The sequence below is a fragment of the Aquimarina gracilis genome (assembly GCF_035285365.1).
In the GTDB taxonomy this organism is placed as follows: Bacteria; Bacteroidota; Bacteroidia; order Flavobacteriales; family Flavobacteriaceae; genus Aquimarina; species Aquimarina gracilis.
In genome coordinates this window covers 408,754-427,577 of record NZ_JAYKLX010000001.1, presented here as the reverse complement: position 1 = coordinate 427,577, position 18,824 = coordinate 408,754, and the positions used below count along the sequence as shown (strand labels likewise).

10 protein-coding genes are annotated in these 18,824 nt (G+C 34.7%); 3 read left to right on the top strand and 7 right to left on the bottom strand.

Annotated elements, in window-relative coordinates; translation table 11 throughout:
- Window positions 1-27: 27 nt before the first annotated feature.
- From U6A24_RS01740 to U6A24_RS01725, 4 genes are all read right to left on the bottom strand, one after another.
- Window positions 28-717, bottom strand: coding sequence for a hypothetical protein (locus tag U6A24_RS01740; protein ID WP_324178210.1), 690 nt, complete (start codon window positions 715-717; stop codon window positions 28-30).
- Entirely contained in the window at window positions 714-7,013 is a 6,300-nt protein-coding gene (locus U6A24_RS01735; RefSeq protein WP_324178209.1) for a leucine-rich repeat domain-containing protein, read from the bottom strand. Before U6A24_RS01735 ends, U6A24_RS01740 begins: the two co-directional genes overlap by 4 nt.
- A 77-nt stretch (window positions 7,014-7,090) precedes the next feature.
- On the bottom strand, window positions 7,091-7,801 hold the full coding sequence (locus U6A24_RS01730) for a LytR/AlgR family response regulator transcription factor (protein ID WP_324178208.1): 711 nt from the start codon (window positions 7,799-7,801) through the stop codon (window positions 7,091-7,093).
- A complete protein-coding gene (locus U6A24_RS01725) occupies window positions 7,798-8,808 on the bottom strand; it encodes a sensor histidine kinase (RefSeq protein WP_324178207.1) in 1,011 nt (336 codons plus the stop codon). Before U6A24_RS01725 ends, U6A24_RS01730 begins: the two co-directional genes overlap by 4 nt.
- A gap of 209 nt (window positions 8,809-9,017) precedes the next feature.
- Between U6A24_RS01725 and U6A24_RS01720 the strand changes: the two genes are divergently transcribed.
- Complete coding sequence (locus U6A24_RS01720) at window positions 9,018-9,875, top strand: DUF5694 domain-containing protein (protein ID WP_324178206.1); 858 nt, start codon at window positions 9,018-9,020, stop codon at window positions 9,873-9,875.
- 7 nt (window positions 9,876-9,882) lie between these two features.
- On the opposite strand, the gene polA is transcribed toward U6A24_RS01720, so the two are convergent.
- Window positions 9,883-12,711: a DNA polymerase I gene (gene polA, locus U6A24_RS01715; RefSeq protein ID WP_324178443.1), complete on the bottom strand. Its 2,829-nt coding sequence runs from the start codon at window positions 12,709-12,711 to the stop codon at window positions 9,883-9,885.
- Window positions 12,712-13,110: 399 nt separating this feature from the next.
- Here polA and U6A24_RS01710 point away from each other — a divergent pair, with 399 nt between their 5' ends.
- Entirely contained in the window at window positions 13,111-14,349 is a 1,239-nt protein-coding gene (locus U6A24_RS01710) for a metallophosphoesterase (protein WP_324178205.1), read from the top strand.
- Window positions 14,350-14,429: 80 nt separating this feature from the next.
- Window positions 14,430-14,726: a thioredoxin family protein gene (locus U6A24_RS01705; RefSeq protein WP_324178204.1), complete on the top strand. Its 297-nt coding sequence runs from the start codon at window positions 14,430-14,432 to the stop codon at window positions 14,724-14,726.
- On the opposite strand, the gene U6A24_RS01700 is transcribed toward U6A24_RS01705, so the two are convergent.
- The gene (locus U6A24_RS01700; RefSeq protein ID WP_324178203.1) at window positions 14,723-15,376 is read right to left on the bottom strand and encodes a polysaccharide deacetylase family protein; all 654 of its coding nucleotides are present in this window, start codon (window positions 15,374-15,376) and stop codon (window positions 14,723-14,725) included. The genes U6A24_RS01705 and U6A24_RS01700 overlap by 4 nt on opposite strands.
- A gap of 44 nt (window positions 15,377-15,420) precedes the next feature.
- Entirely contained in the window at window positions 15,421-18,741 is a 3,321-nt protein-coding gene (locus U6A24_RS01695; protein WP_324178202.1) for a glycosyltransferase family 117 protein, read from the bottom strand.
- Window positions 18,742-18,824 lie beyond the last annotated feature (83 nt).

Below are 18,824 nucleotides of genomic sequence, written 5' to 3'. Positions count from 1 at the left end.
GGCATTTTTTGTTCTAATGCATTTACCCTAACTTCTGAACTTAAAAGTTTTTTTACTGCTAGAGCTATTCCCATTTAAATCCTTGGTGATTACTTCAAGCGAATATTCGGTGCCATAGTCGATCACTACGTTAGAAATATTGTCTTCTTTGGTAGTGCTTATTAATTTTGGATCCTCTCCTGTTTGATTATTTTGAATGTAAACTTCATAAATATCAATATCGTTATCCAAATCAGAACCTTCCCACAAGATATTAATGGTTCCGTCTTTATTATCTTGAAGCGTAATTAAAGCAGGAAAAGGAATGTGATTTGAAGTTGAAATTCCTTCAGAGTAAAAATTCCTTTCGGCATTACTGTCTTTGGTTTTATCACTTGCTGTAGCAGTTACTTTCCAGGTAAAAGGTGTTCCTTTCGGAAGGATAACCGCTCCAGAGGTTGATCTGGTAGTAGCTTCATATTTTTTACCAGTTTCTGTATCGGTGACTTCTATTGTATACGAAGTTGCATTTTCTGAAGCTGTCCATCGAAATGGAATTTCGACTGTAGTATTAGAAATGTCAACACCTTCAGAGCATATCTCGTTATTATCTGGAAAAGTTAAGTCGAATGCTCCCAATTCTGTTGGTGCAAGTTCTTGTCCGGGGCCATCATCACTTCCTCCACAGGATTGAAGAACGACAACTAGGGCTATAAGGATATATTTTAAAATTCTCATTTCTTGAATATTTTAGTATTGATAGTTTGGGTTGAGTTAATGATTGTTATCATATACATTCCAGCAGCAACATTATGCATCGGTATTGAATATTGATCTTTGTTAGTAATCGTTTTAGAAAAAACAACTGAACCAGTAAGATTCGAGACAGAAATAGTGGTTTCTGTTTCGTCTAATCCAGAAATAGTCAACTCATCTGTTGCAGGAATCGGGTAAAATAATAGTTTTCCGGTTGTGATTATTTTACTGAACTTTCCTTGACAAATTTTATCGGTTTTTATTTCAACATTATTTGATCCATTTTGTAACTCAAAACTAATTTGTCTTTCTGAAGTGTCTTCAAAATTAAACTCATAACTTTCAGAATTCACTTTTACACTGTAGTATTTGCTTCCAGATACTGTATACGTGGCTGTTTTCTTGCCTATTTTGTTCTCTGCAACTTTAAGATCGCCTGGTGCTTCTACAATGGCTTCAAAACATTGTGACTCAAAAAGAGGTTCATTAGGGATGCTTACACATACCGAATAAACTCCAATATTCAGTCCGGGAATAATAAGTTCTTGAGAAGCATTAACATTATCAAAATTAATTGGATTTTGATTATCGTCTACTACTTCGACTTTGTAAGTATAATCTTTCTTGAATGAAACCTTAATTTCTCCATTCGCTTTATTGTTACATGAGGTGCTGATTACTTCTATTTCAATGTCACCCGGAACAATATCCACCAATTGAGTTGCAGAGCAACCATTACTATCTACAATATCTCCAGAAGGAGTATTTGAGCATTGATCAAGGCTATTAACAATACCGTCATTATCATCATCTAACTCATTTTGTGAACAACCATTGGTATCTACGACGTCTCCTCCAGGAGTATTTGGGCATTGATCCAAATCATTGGTAATACCGTCATTATCATCATCCAACTGGCTAGGTGAACATCCGTTTGCATCTACACTTTCACCTGTTGGAGTGTTAGAACATTGATCTATATCATCTGCAACGCCGTCACTATCGGCATCACGAATAGTAACCTCTAGAGTTATTGTATTGCGTATTAAAGTTAAATTTGGGATAACAGAATTTGTAACTATACAAGAATAGTGTGCCGCGTCATCAAAAGTTGCTCCTGTAATGGTGAAATCTTTGGAGTTCGCACCAAAAATATCGATTCCATTCTTTTGCCATTGATAACTGTTATTTGGACTAGAAGTTGCATTTACAGATAGAGTAATGTTTTCTTCTTCAACTACAGTAAGTGTTTCGATGGTATCAAGTAATCCTTGAGGTTCATAGGAAAGACCTTTTGCAATTAATTCTGCAAAATCACTTTCAAAATCATCAAAAACAAATTGATTATTCTCTATAGATATGGCAGAAAGTGTGGTAATGTCTTTTATTACCGAAGGAATTTGTCCTGATAATGCATTACCATGGAGGATAAGTCCTTCTAACTTTGTTAAGTTACCCAATTGAGAAGGAACAGCACCAGCTAATTCGTTATTTGCCAGGCTAAGTGTTCTTAACTCCGTTAAGTTTCCTAGTTCTACCGGAATGTTACCCGATAATTGATTTTGATACAATACTAAAGTTTGCAAGTTTGTAAGGTTTCCTAATTCAATCGGTATATCACCTTCAAGTTGGTTACCATTGATTTCTAAAAGATACAGATTTGTTAAACTTCCTAATACCGAAGGTATTGTTCCTGAAAGTTGATTGAAAGATAACTCCAAATTGGAAAGTGAAGTCATATTGCCAATCTCTACCGGAATTTCACCTGTAAAGTCATTATCATCTGCTTTAAATACTTGCAGCTGCGATAAGTTACCTATTTCTCTAGGGATACTACCTGTAAGAGAATTTCCAGATAAGTATAGGACCTGTAGTTGTGTTAAATTTCCAATTTCTACAGGTAAGTTTCCTGATAAATTATTTCCATCGACATAAAACGATTGTAATTGAATCAGGTTGCCAATACTATTAGGAATATCTCCCATGAATTGGTTCTCTCCCAAATCAACGTTTTGTAATTGAGTAAGATTTCCGATTTCGACAGGGATACTTCCGGATAACTGATTGTTAAATGCATCTAAAACAACCAAATTGGTCAGGTTACCAATCTCAACAGGCACTTCTCCTGATAATTGATTGGAAGAAAGAGAGAGTTCATTCAGAAAACTTAGATCACCCAGTTGTGAAGGTAAAATTCCGTTCAGCTTATTACCTACCAAAGATAGGTTCGTAACATTTTTTGAAGCATCAAGAGTAACTCCAAACCACGTACTCATATCTTGATCTATATCCCAACTGTCTGTCCAGTTAGGCCCATCGGTAGCATTGTATAAAGCTATTAATGCCTCTTTTTGTACTCTTAGAGCACTTGTCGTGATTTCAACTTCATTTTTTTCTATGGTAAGTCCGGGTACATTACTATTGGTAATAAGACAATCGTAAGTCCCTAAATCATTAGTAGAAGTATTGGTAAGCGATAAAGTTGCATTGGTTTCTCCAAATAGATCTTCACCGTTTTTCCTCCATTGATAACTGTTATTAGGACTTTGGGTTCCCAGGATTGTAAATGTTACATCTCCTCCTTCGACAAGATCAATAGATACTTGTTCATCTACATTGGCCTGAGGGGCATAATTAAATGAGTTTAAAACACTATAAGAAGTGAAATCATTTTCGAAATCTTCGAAGACAAACTTATTGTCAGAAATAAAGAATACTTGCAACGATGCAATATCTTTAATTCCGGTTGGAATAGGACCATATAATTGGTTTTGATTAAGATAAAGGCTTCTTAAATTCGTTAGATTAGCAATTTCTACAGGTATCGATCCTTCTAATTGATTGTCGTATAGGTACAATTGATCCAGGAGATTCAGGTTTCCTATTTCAGCGGGGATTTCTCCTACTAACTGGTTTTTGGATAAATTTAAAAACGTAAGGTTAGTAAGGTTCCCAATTTCTACAGGAATGTTACCAAAAAATTGATTACCTGTTAAGGACAAAGCTTCTAAATTGGTAAGATTCCCAAATTCGGTTAGAATTATACCCGATAATTGATTGTCATTAACAAAAAACCTTTCTAAACTCGTCATTCTCCCTACTTCAATAGGGATTTCTCCTGTTAGCTGATTAGAACTAAAAGATAATCTTTTTAGCTTGGTTAGGTTTCCAATTTCTTGAGGAATTGGACCCTCAAGCTGATTAACCAGAAGAAATAATGTTTCTAACTCAGAAAAATCTCCTATTTCTCGTGGTAGTGATCCAGTTAAATTATTGTCCCGCAGATCTATTGCGCTAACACGACCATCTGTATTATAAGTAATCCCATACCATGAACTGGCACTGCTATTTAGATCCCAGGTGTTTGTCCAATTAGGCCCGCCGGTAGCATTGTAAAAGGCGATTAAAGCATCCTTTTCTGCTTGCGGGATTGGATTAATAATATTTATAGTGTTTTTATACAAAGTAAGACCAGGAACATTAGGATTGGTAATAATACAATCATATAACCCTAGGTCGGTATTTGAAATGTTTGGCAAAACTAGTGATGCACCTGTTTCTCCTAAAAGTTCAATACCATCTTTTCTCCATTGGTAGGTGTTGTTTAGACTTTGAGTTGCGTTTACAGTAAGAGTTACATTCTCTCCTAAAGTGGTTTCTATCGTTTCTTGAGTATCAATAGTAGCCTGTGGAGAATAAACAAAAGAGGCTAAAGTGTTGTAGCTGGTAAAATCATTTTCGAAATCCTCAAATACGAAATTATTATTTTGTATAAACAAACTATTGAGGTTCGGTAAGTTTTTAATATCCGATGGAAGTGGTCCGTCGAAATTATTATTATTTATAGATAGTGAATTCAATTGAGACAAGCTGCCAATTTCGGATGGAATGGTTCCAGATAATTGGTTGTAGCTAATATTAAATGATTGTATACTGCTAAGATTGGAAAGTCCAGTAGGGATCTCACCAGAAAAAGAATTATTGGAAAGTCCTAGAAATTCTAAATTGAATAGGGTAAATAACTCGGCAGGAAGGTTGCCAGAAAATTGATTACCGAATAGTTCTATGGTAATTAATTGCGATAGGTTACCTATCGTTACAGGGATTTCTCCAGTGAAATTGTTAATTCTTAGATCTAAGAACTTTAGGTTGGTTAACCCCATAAGAGGATCAATTGTACCTGATAATTGATTTTGATTTAACTCCATTTGAATTAGGTTAGTTAAATTTTCAAATTCGACTGGAATCCCACCAGTTAATTGATTAGAACTTAAATTGAGATCTTGCAAACTGAAAAGATTACCCATCTCTGCAGGGATTTCTCCCGAGAATTGATTCAAATAAAAATTAAGCACTATTAGACTTGGTAAGTTTCCTATTTCTGGTGGGATGCTACCGCTAATTTGATTTGTGCCAAGGTTTAATTCTTCAAGATTACTTAGGTTACCAATCTCAAGAGGCAATGAGCCCGTAAGTCCATTATTATTTAGATTTAGATACTCAAGAAAAGGCAGGTTTCCTATTTCTGGCGGTAGTGTGCCTATAAGATTATTGCTTCTTAAGTCTATCCTTGATACATTACCAGAAGAGTTAAAAGTAACCCCGTACCAAGAACCAGCATTACCATTTATATCCCAGGTGTTTGTCCAGTTTACTCCACTGGTAGCATTATATAAAGCTATTAAAGCGTCTTTTTCTGTTTGCGGGATTGGGTTGATTACCGTTACTGTATTTTTTTGCAATGTTAGGCCAGAGACATTTGTATTGGTAACTTCACAATGGTAGGCTCCAAAGTCTGAATTGCTAATATTTGATAATACTAGGGATGCACTTGTTGCACTACTAAGAAATTGTCCATCTTTGTACCATTGGTATGCGTTATTAGGGCTTTGAGTCCCGGTAACCGATAATGTCAAGTCACCTCCTACAGTTGCTTCTATAGCTTCGGTAATGTCCACATTTGCTTGTGGAGAGTAGCTAAAACCATCTAAACCACTTAGTGCGGTGAAGTCATTTTCAAAATCTTCGAATACGAAGTTATTGTTGAAGATTGAGAAGAATTTTAAGCTTGATATGTTTTTAATACCTGCTGGAACAGTGCCTGATAATTGGTTATTGTCTAAAAACAATATTTCTAGAGCATTCAAATTTCCAACTTCGGTGGGGATTGTTCCGTTCAATTGATTTCCTTGAAGCTGAAGATTAGTTAAATTCGTGAGATTACCTATTTGGCTTGGGATCGTACCATTTAGGTTGCTGTAACTTGCATTAAGGATGCCTAAATTGGTCAAATTACCTATTTCAATAGGGATGCTTCCCGAAAAATTATTACCATTGAAAGTAAGATGCGTGAGATTTGTCAAATTTCCAATAGCCGAAGGGATGTTTCCAGTAAAAAAGTTTGTATCTATATCCAGTACTTCCAGAGCGGTAAGTGAAATTATTTTTGTAAATATTTCTTGGTCTAGCTGGTTTTGATTTAACTTTAGGGTTTTTAATAAGGTTAAGTTTGCAACTTCTGTAGGAACCCCAGCATATAAATTATTTCGAGATAGATCAAGGCTTTCTAGGGCTGTGAGATTTCCAATTTCGGGAGGGATTACTCCTGTTAGATTATTATTGAATAGATCTAGGGATTGTAATTCCCCTAAAGCGTCCAGAGTAACTCCATTCCAGGTGCTCATATCTCCATTAATATCCCAGGAATTTGTCCAACCATCACCGTTGGTTGCATTGTAAAGAGCTACCAAGGCATCTCTTTGTGCTGTAGTTCCTGTTTCTACTACCTGGATATTGTCTATATACACTTCAAAAGCGTCACCTATAAAAGAAAAAAGACTTATTTCGAGATACCAGCTTTCGGTTTGGGTAGGGGTGAGTTCTGCTGTTACTGTATCCCAGTCAAAGTTTTGCGGAATCCTATTGCCATTGGTGTTGGGAGTAAAATCTGCACCCCCGAAGGCATATCCAATTACTTGTTGCCCGAAAGAAGGATTTGCTGTTTTTACTTTGTAGTCAAAACTTAACTGATATGTTTTTCCAACTTCCAGGGTGTAGTTGGTGGCAATTAATTTTGGGGTTGTGGTACCATTTACTAGTAAAGCACTAGAAGTACCATCAGTAAATTCTGTGTTGTCTTCGGTAATGCTTCCTTCAACGGTCCAATTTAGTGGAGTGAGAAGCATATCGTCCCATGATTCGAGACTTCCGTTTTGTATTAAATTTTGAGAAAATGCAATAGCAGGTAATGCTATTAATAAGCATAATAGTCTTTTCATAGTTAAACCGGGTTAGATTTAGGTAGGCGAGCGAAAATAATCAAAATGAGGCAATTAACAAAATATTAAGAAAAAAACTAAAGCCTATAATCATTGAGTAGTTTAAATAAATCTGCTCTATAGGTATCTCCAACGGGTAGTTCTTTATTATTAATCTGTATTGTTGTTGAGGTTGTTTTTTCAATATGATGTATTGAAATAATGAATGATTTATGGATTTGTACAAAATCTGTAACGGGTAAATTTTCTTTAATACTTTTTAAGGTATTGTATGTTATTATCTGATTGCTTTTTAAGTGTAAAGCAACATAATTCTTTAAACCTTCAATGTATAATATATCACCAATTTTTACTTTCTCGAAGTTGTTTTTACCATCTGTTTTAACGAAAACAAAATCATTGCTAATATGTTGTTTTTCAATATCATTTTTTGTGGTCTCAACTTTTTTTACAGCCTTATAGAACCTTTCAAATTCAAAAGGTTTGAGTAAATAATCCGTAGCATTAAGATCATAGCTTTCTATAGCAAATTGCGGGTATGCTGTCGTAAAGATTATTTTGATACGTTCTCTAATTATTTTAGAAAGCTGAATTCCTGTTAAATTGGGCATTTGAATATCCAAAAAGACCAAATCAATATTTTCTTTCTCCAAAATTTGTAGCGCTTCCAAGGGGTTTGTAGTGGTTGCTGCCAATTCCAGAAATGATACTTTTTCAATATATTTTTTTAAAAGGCGTATTGCAGGGGGTTCATCGTCTACAATAACACATCTAATACGTTTGCTCATATTGGAATTTTTAGATAAGTATAAAAGTTATTTCCTTTGGTGCTATAGTTTAAATCATAGTTTGTATTAAAAATTGCAGTTAATCTTCTTTTTACATTTTGTGTTCCGATACCCGAGTCCATATATTTTTCAGATGACAAAATTGCATTGCTAGTTTCTAATTCCAGTTTATCATTAGTTATGGTAATATTTATTTTAGCCGGATTTTTCTTGTCATTTACTACACCATGTTTAAATAGATTTTCTACAAAATGAATTAATACAAGAGAGGGTATTTGTTGATTTTGAATGCTTCCGTCTATCGAAAAATCGAGGGATAGTTCTTCTTCAAATCGTTTATTGAAAAAATGCATATAATCGTTCAAGAAATCTATTTCCCTTTGTAAGGGAACAAAATCTTGTTTCGAGTCATAAGTTACATATCGTAATAGCTCTGATAGCTTATGTACATCCTTTGCAACTTTAGGTTTGTCATCTATAAGTTCAACATAAAAAGCATTCAATGTATTAAATAAAAAATGAGGACTTATTTGTGATTTGAGTAAATCAAGTTCTGCTTTGTTTAGGTCTTTATCTTCGATAAGTTTTAAAACCAGATACACCATAGTGCTGTATAAAATAGGAGGTAAAGCAAAATAAGAATTGTCAATAACGTAATACCAAAACCTTCTCGTCTCTTCAAAATAATTATGCTGGCCTGTGATTTCAAAAACAATCACTTCTTCAAGCGTATATCGAATAGCTGCAAAAATTAGAACCAAGCCTAGTGAAGAGATAATAAACCATGATAGATAGCTTTTTTTAAGAAATCTAGGGCAAACGATTTTGAAATTAATAAAATATACGGCAATACTTGAGATAAAAAATGTGGATTTGAGGCATAAATACATAGCATCAAGATTTTTAAGCAACTTGAATTCATCGCTATTCAATATTTTAAAAAAATCCAAACCTATCAGAATTAAGGCAAGAATTAAATGATATTTCCACTCTTTTTTAAGATACATACTGCAAAGTTATTTTTTTTAAGTATTGATTGTGATGATTAGGACAAACACCATTTTTCTATGGATCAATACCCTTTTTGGTACAACAAAAAATATTATACGGTACAATCGCTAGTTCATTTGATAATTATGCCGTTTGCTATAAAAGGAAAATTTAAGGTTGCGATGCTAAATATATTTGAACTCCATAAAACATAAAAATATATACAATGAGAAAATTATTATTAATTCTAGTTATCATAATTACATCTTGTAATGCGCAATCTACAAATGAGGCCGAAAATCAAATTAACCAAGAGAATAAAAAATCGGGAAAAGTGCAGGTCTTATTAATAGGGACATCACATTGGGATAATTATCAAAAAGCAGATCTTGATGTAGCTCAAGCAGATGAAATCGATATATTGTCTAATCAATATCAAAGTGAACTTACCGAAATCATTGCTAAAATTGTTGAATTTAACCCGACCAAAGTTTTTGTTGAAAGAACTATAGCATATCAACCCAAACTTGATTCTATTTATAATTTATATAAAACATCAGACTGGGGCAAGAAAAGCAGAAATGAGATTGTTCAGCTTGGGTTTAAGGTGGCCAAAAAACTAGATCATAACAAAGTGTACGGTATAGATTATAGAGAAACTTCTTTTCCGTATGATAGTTTAATGAAAATAATGAAAGTATCGAAGCAGGAGAATTTAATTTCAGAATTCGAAAATGATATTAAAAATTTTGAAAAAGAATATAACGAACTTGTTTACAATAAAACGCCGCTTAAGGATATTCTATACTATTTAAATGATAAAGAGCGAAGAAAATTTGATTTAGGATGGTATTTAAACAAAGCTACCCAAGCTGGGGGTGTTGAGGATCATGTAGGAGCATTTTTAGGCTCAGAATGGGTAAAACGCAATATCTATTCGTATGGTATCATGCAAAAATATACTGATTCTGATGACGAACGAATAATGGTGCTAATGGGAGCAAGTCACATTGCTGTTTTCGAAAATTTAATTGCCTACAATCCAGGTTGGGAAGCTGTAGAGTTAAAAGACATTATGAAATGATAGAATCTTAATGTGCTTCCAACCAATTATCGCCTAGTCCAAGATCCACATCCAAAGGTACTGTAAGCTCATAAGCATTTTCCATTTCAGTCTTGATGAGTGTTTTGATGTCTTCGAGTTCTGGCTTGAAGACATCAAACACCAATTCATCATGTACTTGTAAAAGCATTTTGGTCTTGTAATTCCCTTCTTTTAGCTTTTTATGAATATTAATCATTGCAATCTTAATAATATCTGCAGCACTTCCCTGGATTGGCGCATTTACAGCATTACGTTCGGCAGCACCGCGCACCACAGCATTGGCAGAATTGATATCTTTTAAGTATCGACGTCTTCCTAATACCGTTTGTACATAACCGTTTTCTCGAGCAAAGTCTACTTGCTCACTCATATAATTACGCAATTTTGGATAGGTTTTGTAGTAGGTATCGATCAGTTCCTTGGCTTCACTACGCGAAAGGCTGGTTTGATTACTTAATCCAAATGCCGAAACGCCATAAATAATACCAAAGTTTACCGTTTTGGCATTACTACGTTGTTCTCGACTTACTTCAGCGATTGGCACATCAAAAACTTTTGCAGCTGTAGAAGCATGAATGTCTTCACCATTTTTAAACGCCTCGATCATAGTTTCTTCTTGGCTCAGGGCGGCAATAATGCGTAATTCAATCTGCGAATAATCTGCAGCCAATAAAGTATACTCTTCATTTCTTGGTACAAAGGCTTTTCTTACTTGTCGTCCTCTTTCTGTTCTAATTGGGATGTTTTGCAAGTTAGGGTTGTTTGAACTTAATCTTCCTGTTGCAGCAACCGTTTGCATATAATCGGTATGTACTCTTCCGGTACTTTCATTAACCTGATTTGGTAAAGCATCTACATAGGTGCTTTTTAGTTTTGATAAACCTCGAAATTCTAGAATATTTCTGATAATTTCATGGTCTTTTGCAAGATAGGATAAGACATCTTCTGCGGTAGAATATTGCCCTGTTTTGGTTTTCTTTGGTTTATCTACCAGTTTCATTTTTTCAAAAAGGATAACTCCTAGTTGTTTTGGAGAAGCGATATTAAATTCTTCTCCGGCAGCCGTATAAATTTTGCTTTCTAAGGTCTTAATATCTTCATCAAGTTCTTTTGAAAGTGTCTCTAAAAACTCTTTGTCTAGATTAATCCCTTCAATTTCCATGTCGGCCAGTACACGTAAAAGAGGGATTTCAATATCTTCAAACAAAGAAACTGTTTTGGCTTCTTTAAGCTCGGGTGCAAAATGTTCTTTTAACTGAAAAGTAATATCAGCGTCTTCAACAGCATATTCTGTTTGTTGATCCAAAGGTACTTGCCTGAAGGATAACTGATTTTTTCCTTTTTTACCAATAAGTTCTGTAATCGAAACGGGTGTATAATTAAGGTAGGTTTCAGAAAGCACATCCATATTGTGTCGCATATCGGGATTGATAAGATAATGGGCCAACATGGTATCAAACAATGCTCCTTTTACTTCAACATCGTATTTTGCTAATACTTTGATGTCGTATTTTAAGTTCTGTCCGATTTTAGAAATATGCTCTGCTTCAAAAAATGGGCGTACTTGTTCGATTAACTCTTGTGCTTCAGATTTATCTTCGGGAAATGGGATATAAAATCCTTTGGTTGCTTCCCAAGAAAAAGCAATACCTACCAATTCTGCAGTAAGTGGATCTAGTCCTGTGGTTTCAGTATCAAAACATACATTTTCCTGTTTCAAAAGGTTTTGTAGAAATAGCTTCATGGCCATTCCGGGAGTGATGCTTTGATAAAAATGTTCGGTGTTTGAAATGGTCTTTCTGTTAGAGTAGGAGGTTGATTCTCCCGAGGTGTCTTCGGCATCGCCAAATAACGAGAATTGCCCGGCACCAGCCTGAGTAGCTTTCTTTTTTGGCTTGGTATTGTTTTCTGTTGAAACTGTAGTTTCTTCTCCAGAGAAAATTTTTATAAATTGATCTTTTAGCCTTCTAAACTCCAATTCTTCGAATATCTCTTGTACTTTTTTGGCATCTGGTTCAGAAAGCTCATAGTCCTTGGCATCAAACGTAACATCGCAATCGGTAATTATAGTAGCCAGTTTTTTTGAAAGAAGCCCTAACTCGGCATTTGCCTCAACTTTTTCTTTCATTTTACCTTTTAACTCATTGGTATTTGCCAAAAGTCCTTCCATAGAACCATATGCAGCAATAAACTTTTTGGCTGTTTTATCCCCCACACCAGGCAAACCGGGGATGTTATCTACTGCATCTCCCATCATACCCAAATAATCAATAACTTGTTCTGGTTTTTGTACTTCAAACCTTTTTTGCACTTCTGGGATTCCCCAAATTTCGATACCATTACCCATTCGAGCAGGACGATACATAAATATGTTTTCTGAAACTAATTGCGCATAATCTTTATCTGGAGTAACCATATAGGTTTGATAGCCTTCTTTTTCTGCCTGTTTTGCAATGGTGCCTATTAAATCGTCGGCCTCGACACCTGCTTGTTCTATTATGGGAATGTGCATGGCTTTCAGGATTTCTTGAATTATAGGGACAGCAATTTTTATGGCTTCAGGAGTTTCGTCTCTATTGGCCTTATACTCTGGGAATATTTCTAAACGATCTTTACTTCCTTCTTTGTCAAATGCTACCGCAAGATGATCTGGTTTTTCTCTTTTTATCACATCAAAAAGAGAATTTACAAACCCCATAATAGCAGAGGTGTCCTGGCCTTTAGAGTTGATTCGGGGATTTTTGATAAGCGCGTAATATCCTCGAAAAATTAAGGCGAATGCATCCAGAAGAAAAAGACGTTTTTGTGACATGATATGAGTAAAATTTTAGAGATGCAATATAAAAAGAAGATTACTGAATTAAATATGAAAACTTATTAATTAATGCAAAAAAGAAATGCCGCCAAGAACTGACGGCATTTCGCCCCAAAATAAAATTGATAACAATGTATCAACTGCTATAAATATGATTGTAATTGTTTATCTATATGAACTGTCTTTATTAAAGAAACTTAAAATCACTATTAAATATTGTCCGAAGTTACAAATAAAAATCATACTTCTAAAAAAAATCAATAAGATTTATGATTTTATAAGGTGCCATTTTTAACCCTTTTTATACTTTAAATTATTATATCGTTAATTTTTACTTAAAAATAACGACAAATTAAAAAGGAGAGATAGTTTTGTTATGTTAACGAATTAGAAAGAATTATGCGCTGGTTAATACCAATAGTTTTATACTTATTGCTTGAGCTTTATGCTTTTCAAGCTGTAAAAACAATTTCCAAAAATCAAATTATTCATATTGTATATTTACTTGTTTCAATATCGATTCTAGGATATGTAATTTATACCTTTTCAAATTATGACCGAAGTGTTGGTCCTACAAAATATACTTTGAGAGCAAGTGGAATGCTCTTGCTTACCTTGGTTCCAAAGTTGATTCTTGTTTTATTTATGTTTGGAGAAGATATTATAAGAGTATGCGTTGCGGGATATACATATTTGACCAATACTTTTTTTGAAGGAACTGCAACCCAGTATTTGCCGGATCGAAGAAAATTTATTAGCCAAATAGCTTTAGGTGTTGCTGCTATACCGTTTGCTGGATTATTGCATGGGATATTTAGAGGGAAGTATAATTTCAAAGTCATTCATCATGTGTTGCATTTTAATGATCTTCCCAGCGCGTTTGACGGTTTTCGGGTAACACAAATTTCTGATATTCATTCTGGTAGTTTTGATGATCCTGCAAAAATAGAGTATGCCGTAGATCTTATTAATGAGCAGAATACCGATCTTTTACTTTTTACAGGGGATATCGTAAACACCATGGCCAAAGAAATGGATGATTGGATTGATACCTTTAAGCGAATTAAAACACCACAATATGGAAAATATTCGGTGTTAGGAAATCATGATTATGGAGAATATGTAACTTGGGAAAGCCAGGAAGCCAAAGAAGCCAATTTTCAGGCAATAAAGGACATTCATAATAAAATTGATTTTAATCTGTTACTTAATGATAATAGATATATAGAAAAGGAAGGAGAGAGGATTGCTGTAATTGGAGTCGAGAACTGGGGACATAATTTTAAGAAAGCTGGCGATTTGACAAAAGCGACGAAGGGTGTGAACAAGGAAGATTTTAAAATTTTGTTGAGTCACGATCCGTCACATTGGGAACATGAGGTTAAAAAACATGATGATCATTTTCATCTCACACTAAGCGGGCACACTCATGGTTTTCAGTTCGGTATTGAGATACCAGGATTTATGAGATGGAGCCCGGTGCAGTATGTGTATAAACAGTGGGCAGGGATGTATTCTGAAATGGGACGTTATCTTAATGTAAATCGAGGATTTGGCTTTCATGCATTTCCCGGAAGAGTAGGAATATGGCCAGAGATTACGGTTATAGAATTGAGAAAAGGTGAAAAACCAACTTAGTTCACAGAAAGTGTTATATTTACAAAGGTTTAGAGGCTTATATATTATCAAAAAGCCTAAAACATAAAAGTTTTTGAACAATGTCAAAGTTTGGAGATATAATAGGTATTAATGTTCCCGTTTTGTTGGATTTTTATACCGAATGGAATGAACCTTCTGTTGCTATGCATCCAGTTTTAAAGGATGTGGCAGCCGCCATAGGCGATAAAGGAAAGGTAATAAAGATCGATGTAGATAAAAATGAAGAGCTGGCGACAGCCTTAAGAATTAAAGGTCTGCCTACTTTGATGATCTATAAAGAGGGTGAAATGGTATGGAGGCAAAGTGGAGAGCAAGATGCCAATACCTTGATTGGGCTCATGAAGGAATACCTTTAGATTTCAATCTTATCAAAAATAAACCCCTTTTTGGTAAAATAGTCCAGAACCTTTGGTAAACAATATGACAGTTTTTTTGATGCTTTAATGCTGTCATGAAAAACTATAATACTTCCTTTTTCGGTGTGTTGTATTACATTTTGTAAACAATCTTCTTCGCTAATTTTTTTATCCCAATCTTTAGATAAAATATCCCAAAGTACAATTTTGTACCCCTGTTTTTCCAGAAGTTTGAACTTTGACAGACTAATTTGACCATAAGGTGGTCTGAAGAGCTTGGTTGCGCAGTTATTTATGTGGTGTTGCCTTATTATTGAATCACACTTGTGTACATTTTCTAAATAAGTATCTTCATCACATTTCCAAGCCTTAAGATGATGCATTGTGTGATTTCCAATAGAATGTCCATGCAATACTATTTTTTTAAAGATATTTGGATGTTTTTGGATATTATCACCTATGCAAAAAAATGTTGCCTTGGCATTGTATTGTGCAAGTTCTTTTAAGACAAATTCGGTTACCTCTGGTATAGGGCCATCATCAAAGGTTAGATATATTCTTTTCTGATTCTCAACATCAATATCCCAAAGATATGTGTTGAAAAACTGTTTTAAGATTTTTGGAGTTTTATACGGAATAAATTTAGCCACAAGCAAAAATAAAAAAAGTGAGCCTAATTAGACTCACTTTGTTATTATTGTGATATACTATCTTCCTGTGAAATTCCTTTTAATGTATCTTGTTTAGCATCGACTTCGTTTTGAAGTTCTCTGATTAGTTCTTCTTCCTGTTTTCGAATTTCTTCTTCATTATATCCTTCATCGGCAGAATACAATCGTGTAAACAAGCCTATATACCTATTAAATTCATCTGCTTTTTCTTCGATGAGTTCACGATCTTGATTGATTAACAATAGGTCTACTACACTGCGGTAGCGTTCTACATTGGTTACTATCTCTTCGGCATAGCGATATTGTTCCTTAAGTTCGAGGCTACCAAAATATGTAAGTTTTTCCTGATACTTTTTGGCAATTTTGTTCCAAAGATCACGTGCTTTTTGTTTTTCGCCAACCTCATAGTATCCTGTAACATAGGGTTCTAGTAAGGTATAATATTCATAATACTCTATAGGCATTTTGTCCATAGCAAGATCGATTATCTCTTTGGCTCTGTCTTTTTTGCCTTCTGCGATTAATGCTTCAACCAATCGGGCAAGGTTGCTTCGATAGGTAATTGCATTTTTTCTAGTCTCTGGGTCATGATAGATATTAGGACTATTGCTGTTACCCCAATCCCAACTAGTAACATTTTTATACATCAAATCGGTATCGATCCTACCCATTTCGTAAGGGTTTCTAGGATTCATTTTGGTTCGAATAGGTACTAGTTTATAAGTGACACCATCAAGTTGTAAATAATCCTTCATCCATAAGAAATCATCATCACCGTAACTTCCGCCAGTAAAATATATTGGTCTTTCCCAATTGTTATTGGCAATAATATCTAGCATCAAAAGTCGGTTTTTAAACAATAAATCACCCTTAAGATGAATATCGATATAGGGTACTATAAGATCGGCATCTTCTTGAGATACAATACCATTTTTAAGTACAGCTTCTTTGTTTACTGGTATTCGTATATGTTTGGTAGGGAAAGTGTTTACTTTTTTACCACTTTGTAAATCTCCTTTGGTTCTTGGGTCGTCTGTTTCTATCCATCTCATCCAGTTTTTAATGAGCATGGTATCATTGGTTACTGGTTTATAGTAAATAGCATCATTATTTCCCCATTTATAGAAATCATGCGTTAACTGTGAAGGTATAGGTTTACCTTCATAAGCTGCTGCTTTCATTTGGTCAATATACCAATCTGTGGCGAACAGACTTGTGTTTACGGTACGTACATCTGTTCTATAGCCTTCAATTTCTTGTGCATACCAAAGAGCAAAAGTATCATTATCTCCTATGGTAAAAAGAATGGCATCTTTCTGGCAGGATTGTAAATACATTTTTGCCATTGCTTGGGCAGTATAACGATCAGAACGATCATGGTCGTCCCAATTTTGTGCTGCCAATAGCACAGGAACAGCCAATAAACAAACTGCTGTAACTATGGGAGCTAATAGTTTTGGTTTTAAGTATCCTTTTAATAAATCGAATAAGGCATATACCCCAAAACCAATCCACATAGCAAAAACATAAAAAGATCCAACTAGGGCATAATCACGTTCTCGAGGTTCAAAGGGTCTTTCATTAAGATACACTTTTAGGGCTAATCCCGTAAAAAGGAAAAAGATAAATAATACCCAGAAATTCTTCTTATCTCGTTGAAGCATGAATACAAATCCAATAAGACCTAATAAAAGAGGTAGAAAATAATAAGTGTTGCGCGCTTTGTTTTTTAAGGCATCACTTGGAAGGTTATCTTGAGACCCTAACCGCATTTCGTCAATAAATTTAATACCGCTTAACCAGTTGCCTTCTAGATCAGTAAGGTTACCTTGATTGTCATCTTGTCTCCCAACAAAATTCCACATAAAGTAACGCCAATACATATAACCCATTTGATAATCGAACATGTAATAGATATTGTCCAAAAATGAAGGTTTTTCGACGTTGATATAATTACCAAAGGATTGTAAAAACTTATTATAGTCGTCATTATCTAGTTTACCACTTGCATAGTCTCTTCTAAACTGTGTTACGGCATTAAGTAATTCTTCTTCACCTTGATATTCTGGCTTTATGGTAAATTTTATTGGTCCGGTAAACTCCATATAGTTGGCAATATGTTCGGTGCTCCACATTCTTGGTAAAATAGCTTTATGAGCATCATCCAGATTTTGTTTTGCATTTTTCCAATCATTCACAATAACATATTTCCCGGTTTTAAGATCTTTCTCATATTTGGGCTTATCATCCTCATAGGGGTTGTCCTGATCTAGACCAGCATAGATTTCGGTAAATTGAGGTCCGTAAAAAAGATGGGTTTCAGGATACTGTTCAAGATTATAATATGCCAATAACTCTCTTGCGTTATTGGGGTTGTTTTCGTTAATTACAGTACCTGCATTAGCTCTAATGGGCAACATTACCCAGCTTGAAAATCCAACCAAAATAAAGACTATACATAATAATAATGTGTTTAATTGCACATAATCTTTTTTGCGAGTGTATCGAATTAGAGAATAGAAAGCTGCAATGATAATTAGTGCAGCAATTATAGTTCCAGAATTGAACGGAAGCCCAATTGAGTTTACAAAAAATACTTCGGCTGCACCAAAAAATTTAAGTGTTGATGGTAAAAGAAGTTTAAAAATAAACAACAATATAGCTACTACGACCACATTGGCGATAATAAAGTTTTTTACAGTAATTTCTTTGTAATTCTTAAAATAATACAACAGTCCAATAGCCGGAATTGACAATAATCCCATAAAGTGAACTCCAAACGATAGTCCAACGATAAACGAAATCAAAATAAGCCATTTGTTTCCTCGTGGCTTGTGCATATCTCGTTCCCAAAGCAGGCCTAAATAAAAAAGTACCGATAAAATGCAAATGGCCATGGCATATACTTCTGCTTCGACAGCATTAAACCAAAAACTATCGGTGAATGTAAAAGCCAACGATCCAACTAGCCCACTACCGAGAACGGCCATGGCTTTACTCTGAGTAAACTCTTCGTCCTTTACTATAAGTTTTTTTACCAGGATCGTAATCGACCAAAACATAAATAATATAGCAAAAGCACTTGCAAACGCAGAGGTCATATTAACCATAAGTGCTATTTGAGTGGGGTCTGAAGCAAAAATTGAGGCGAATGCCCCTATCATTTGAAATAGGGGAGCTCCCGGGGGGTGGCCAACTTGTAATTTTGAAGATGTTGCTATGTATTCACCTGCATCCCAAAAACTTGCTGTAGGCTCAACGGTCATCGAGTAAACACAAAGGGCAATTGCAAAAACGGTCCATCCCAATATTTTATTCCACTTGGTAAAGTTGAATGTGCTCATATAAATGTATTCGGTTATATAACGTGTGGCGAATTTAGTAATAAAAAATACTTTCACCTTGTTTTTTTAGGAAACGCTTAACA

Bases quoted from the DNA above. Each gene is read 5' to 3' on its own strand.
- U6A24_RS01705 (WP_324178204.1), top strand. From the start codon at position 14,430: ATGTCAAAGTTTGGAGATATAATAGGTATTAATGTTCCCGTTTTGTTG.
- U6A24_RS01695 (WP_324178202.1), bottom strand. From the start codon at position 18,741: ATGAGCACATTCAACTTTACCAAGTGGAATAAAATATTGGGATGGACC.
- U6A24_RS01740 (WP_324178210.1), bottom strand. From the start codon at position 717: ATGAGAATTTTAAAATATATCCTTATAGCCCTAGTTGTCGTTCTTCAA.
- U6A24_RS01710 (WP_324178205.1), top strand. From the start codon at position 13,111: ATGCGCTGGTTAATACCAATAGTTTTATACTTATTGCTTGAGCTTTAT.
- U6A24_RS01725 (WP_324178207.1), bottom strand. From the start codon at position 8,808: ATGTATCTTAAAAAAGAGTGGAAATATCATTTAATTCTTGCCTTAATT.
- U6A24_RS01735 (WP_324178209.1), bottom strand. From the start codon at position 7,013: ATGAAAAGACTATTATGCTTATTAATAGCATTACCTGCTATTGCATTT.
- U6A24_RS01730 (WP_324178208.1), bottom strand. From the start codon at position 7,801: ATGAGCAAACGTATTAGATGTGTTATTGTAGACGATGAACCCCCTGCA.
- U6A24_RS01720 (WP_324178206.1), top strand. From the start codon at position 9,018: ATGAGAAAATTATTATTAATTCTAGTTATCATAATTACATCTTGTAAT.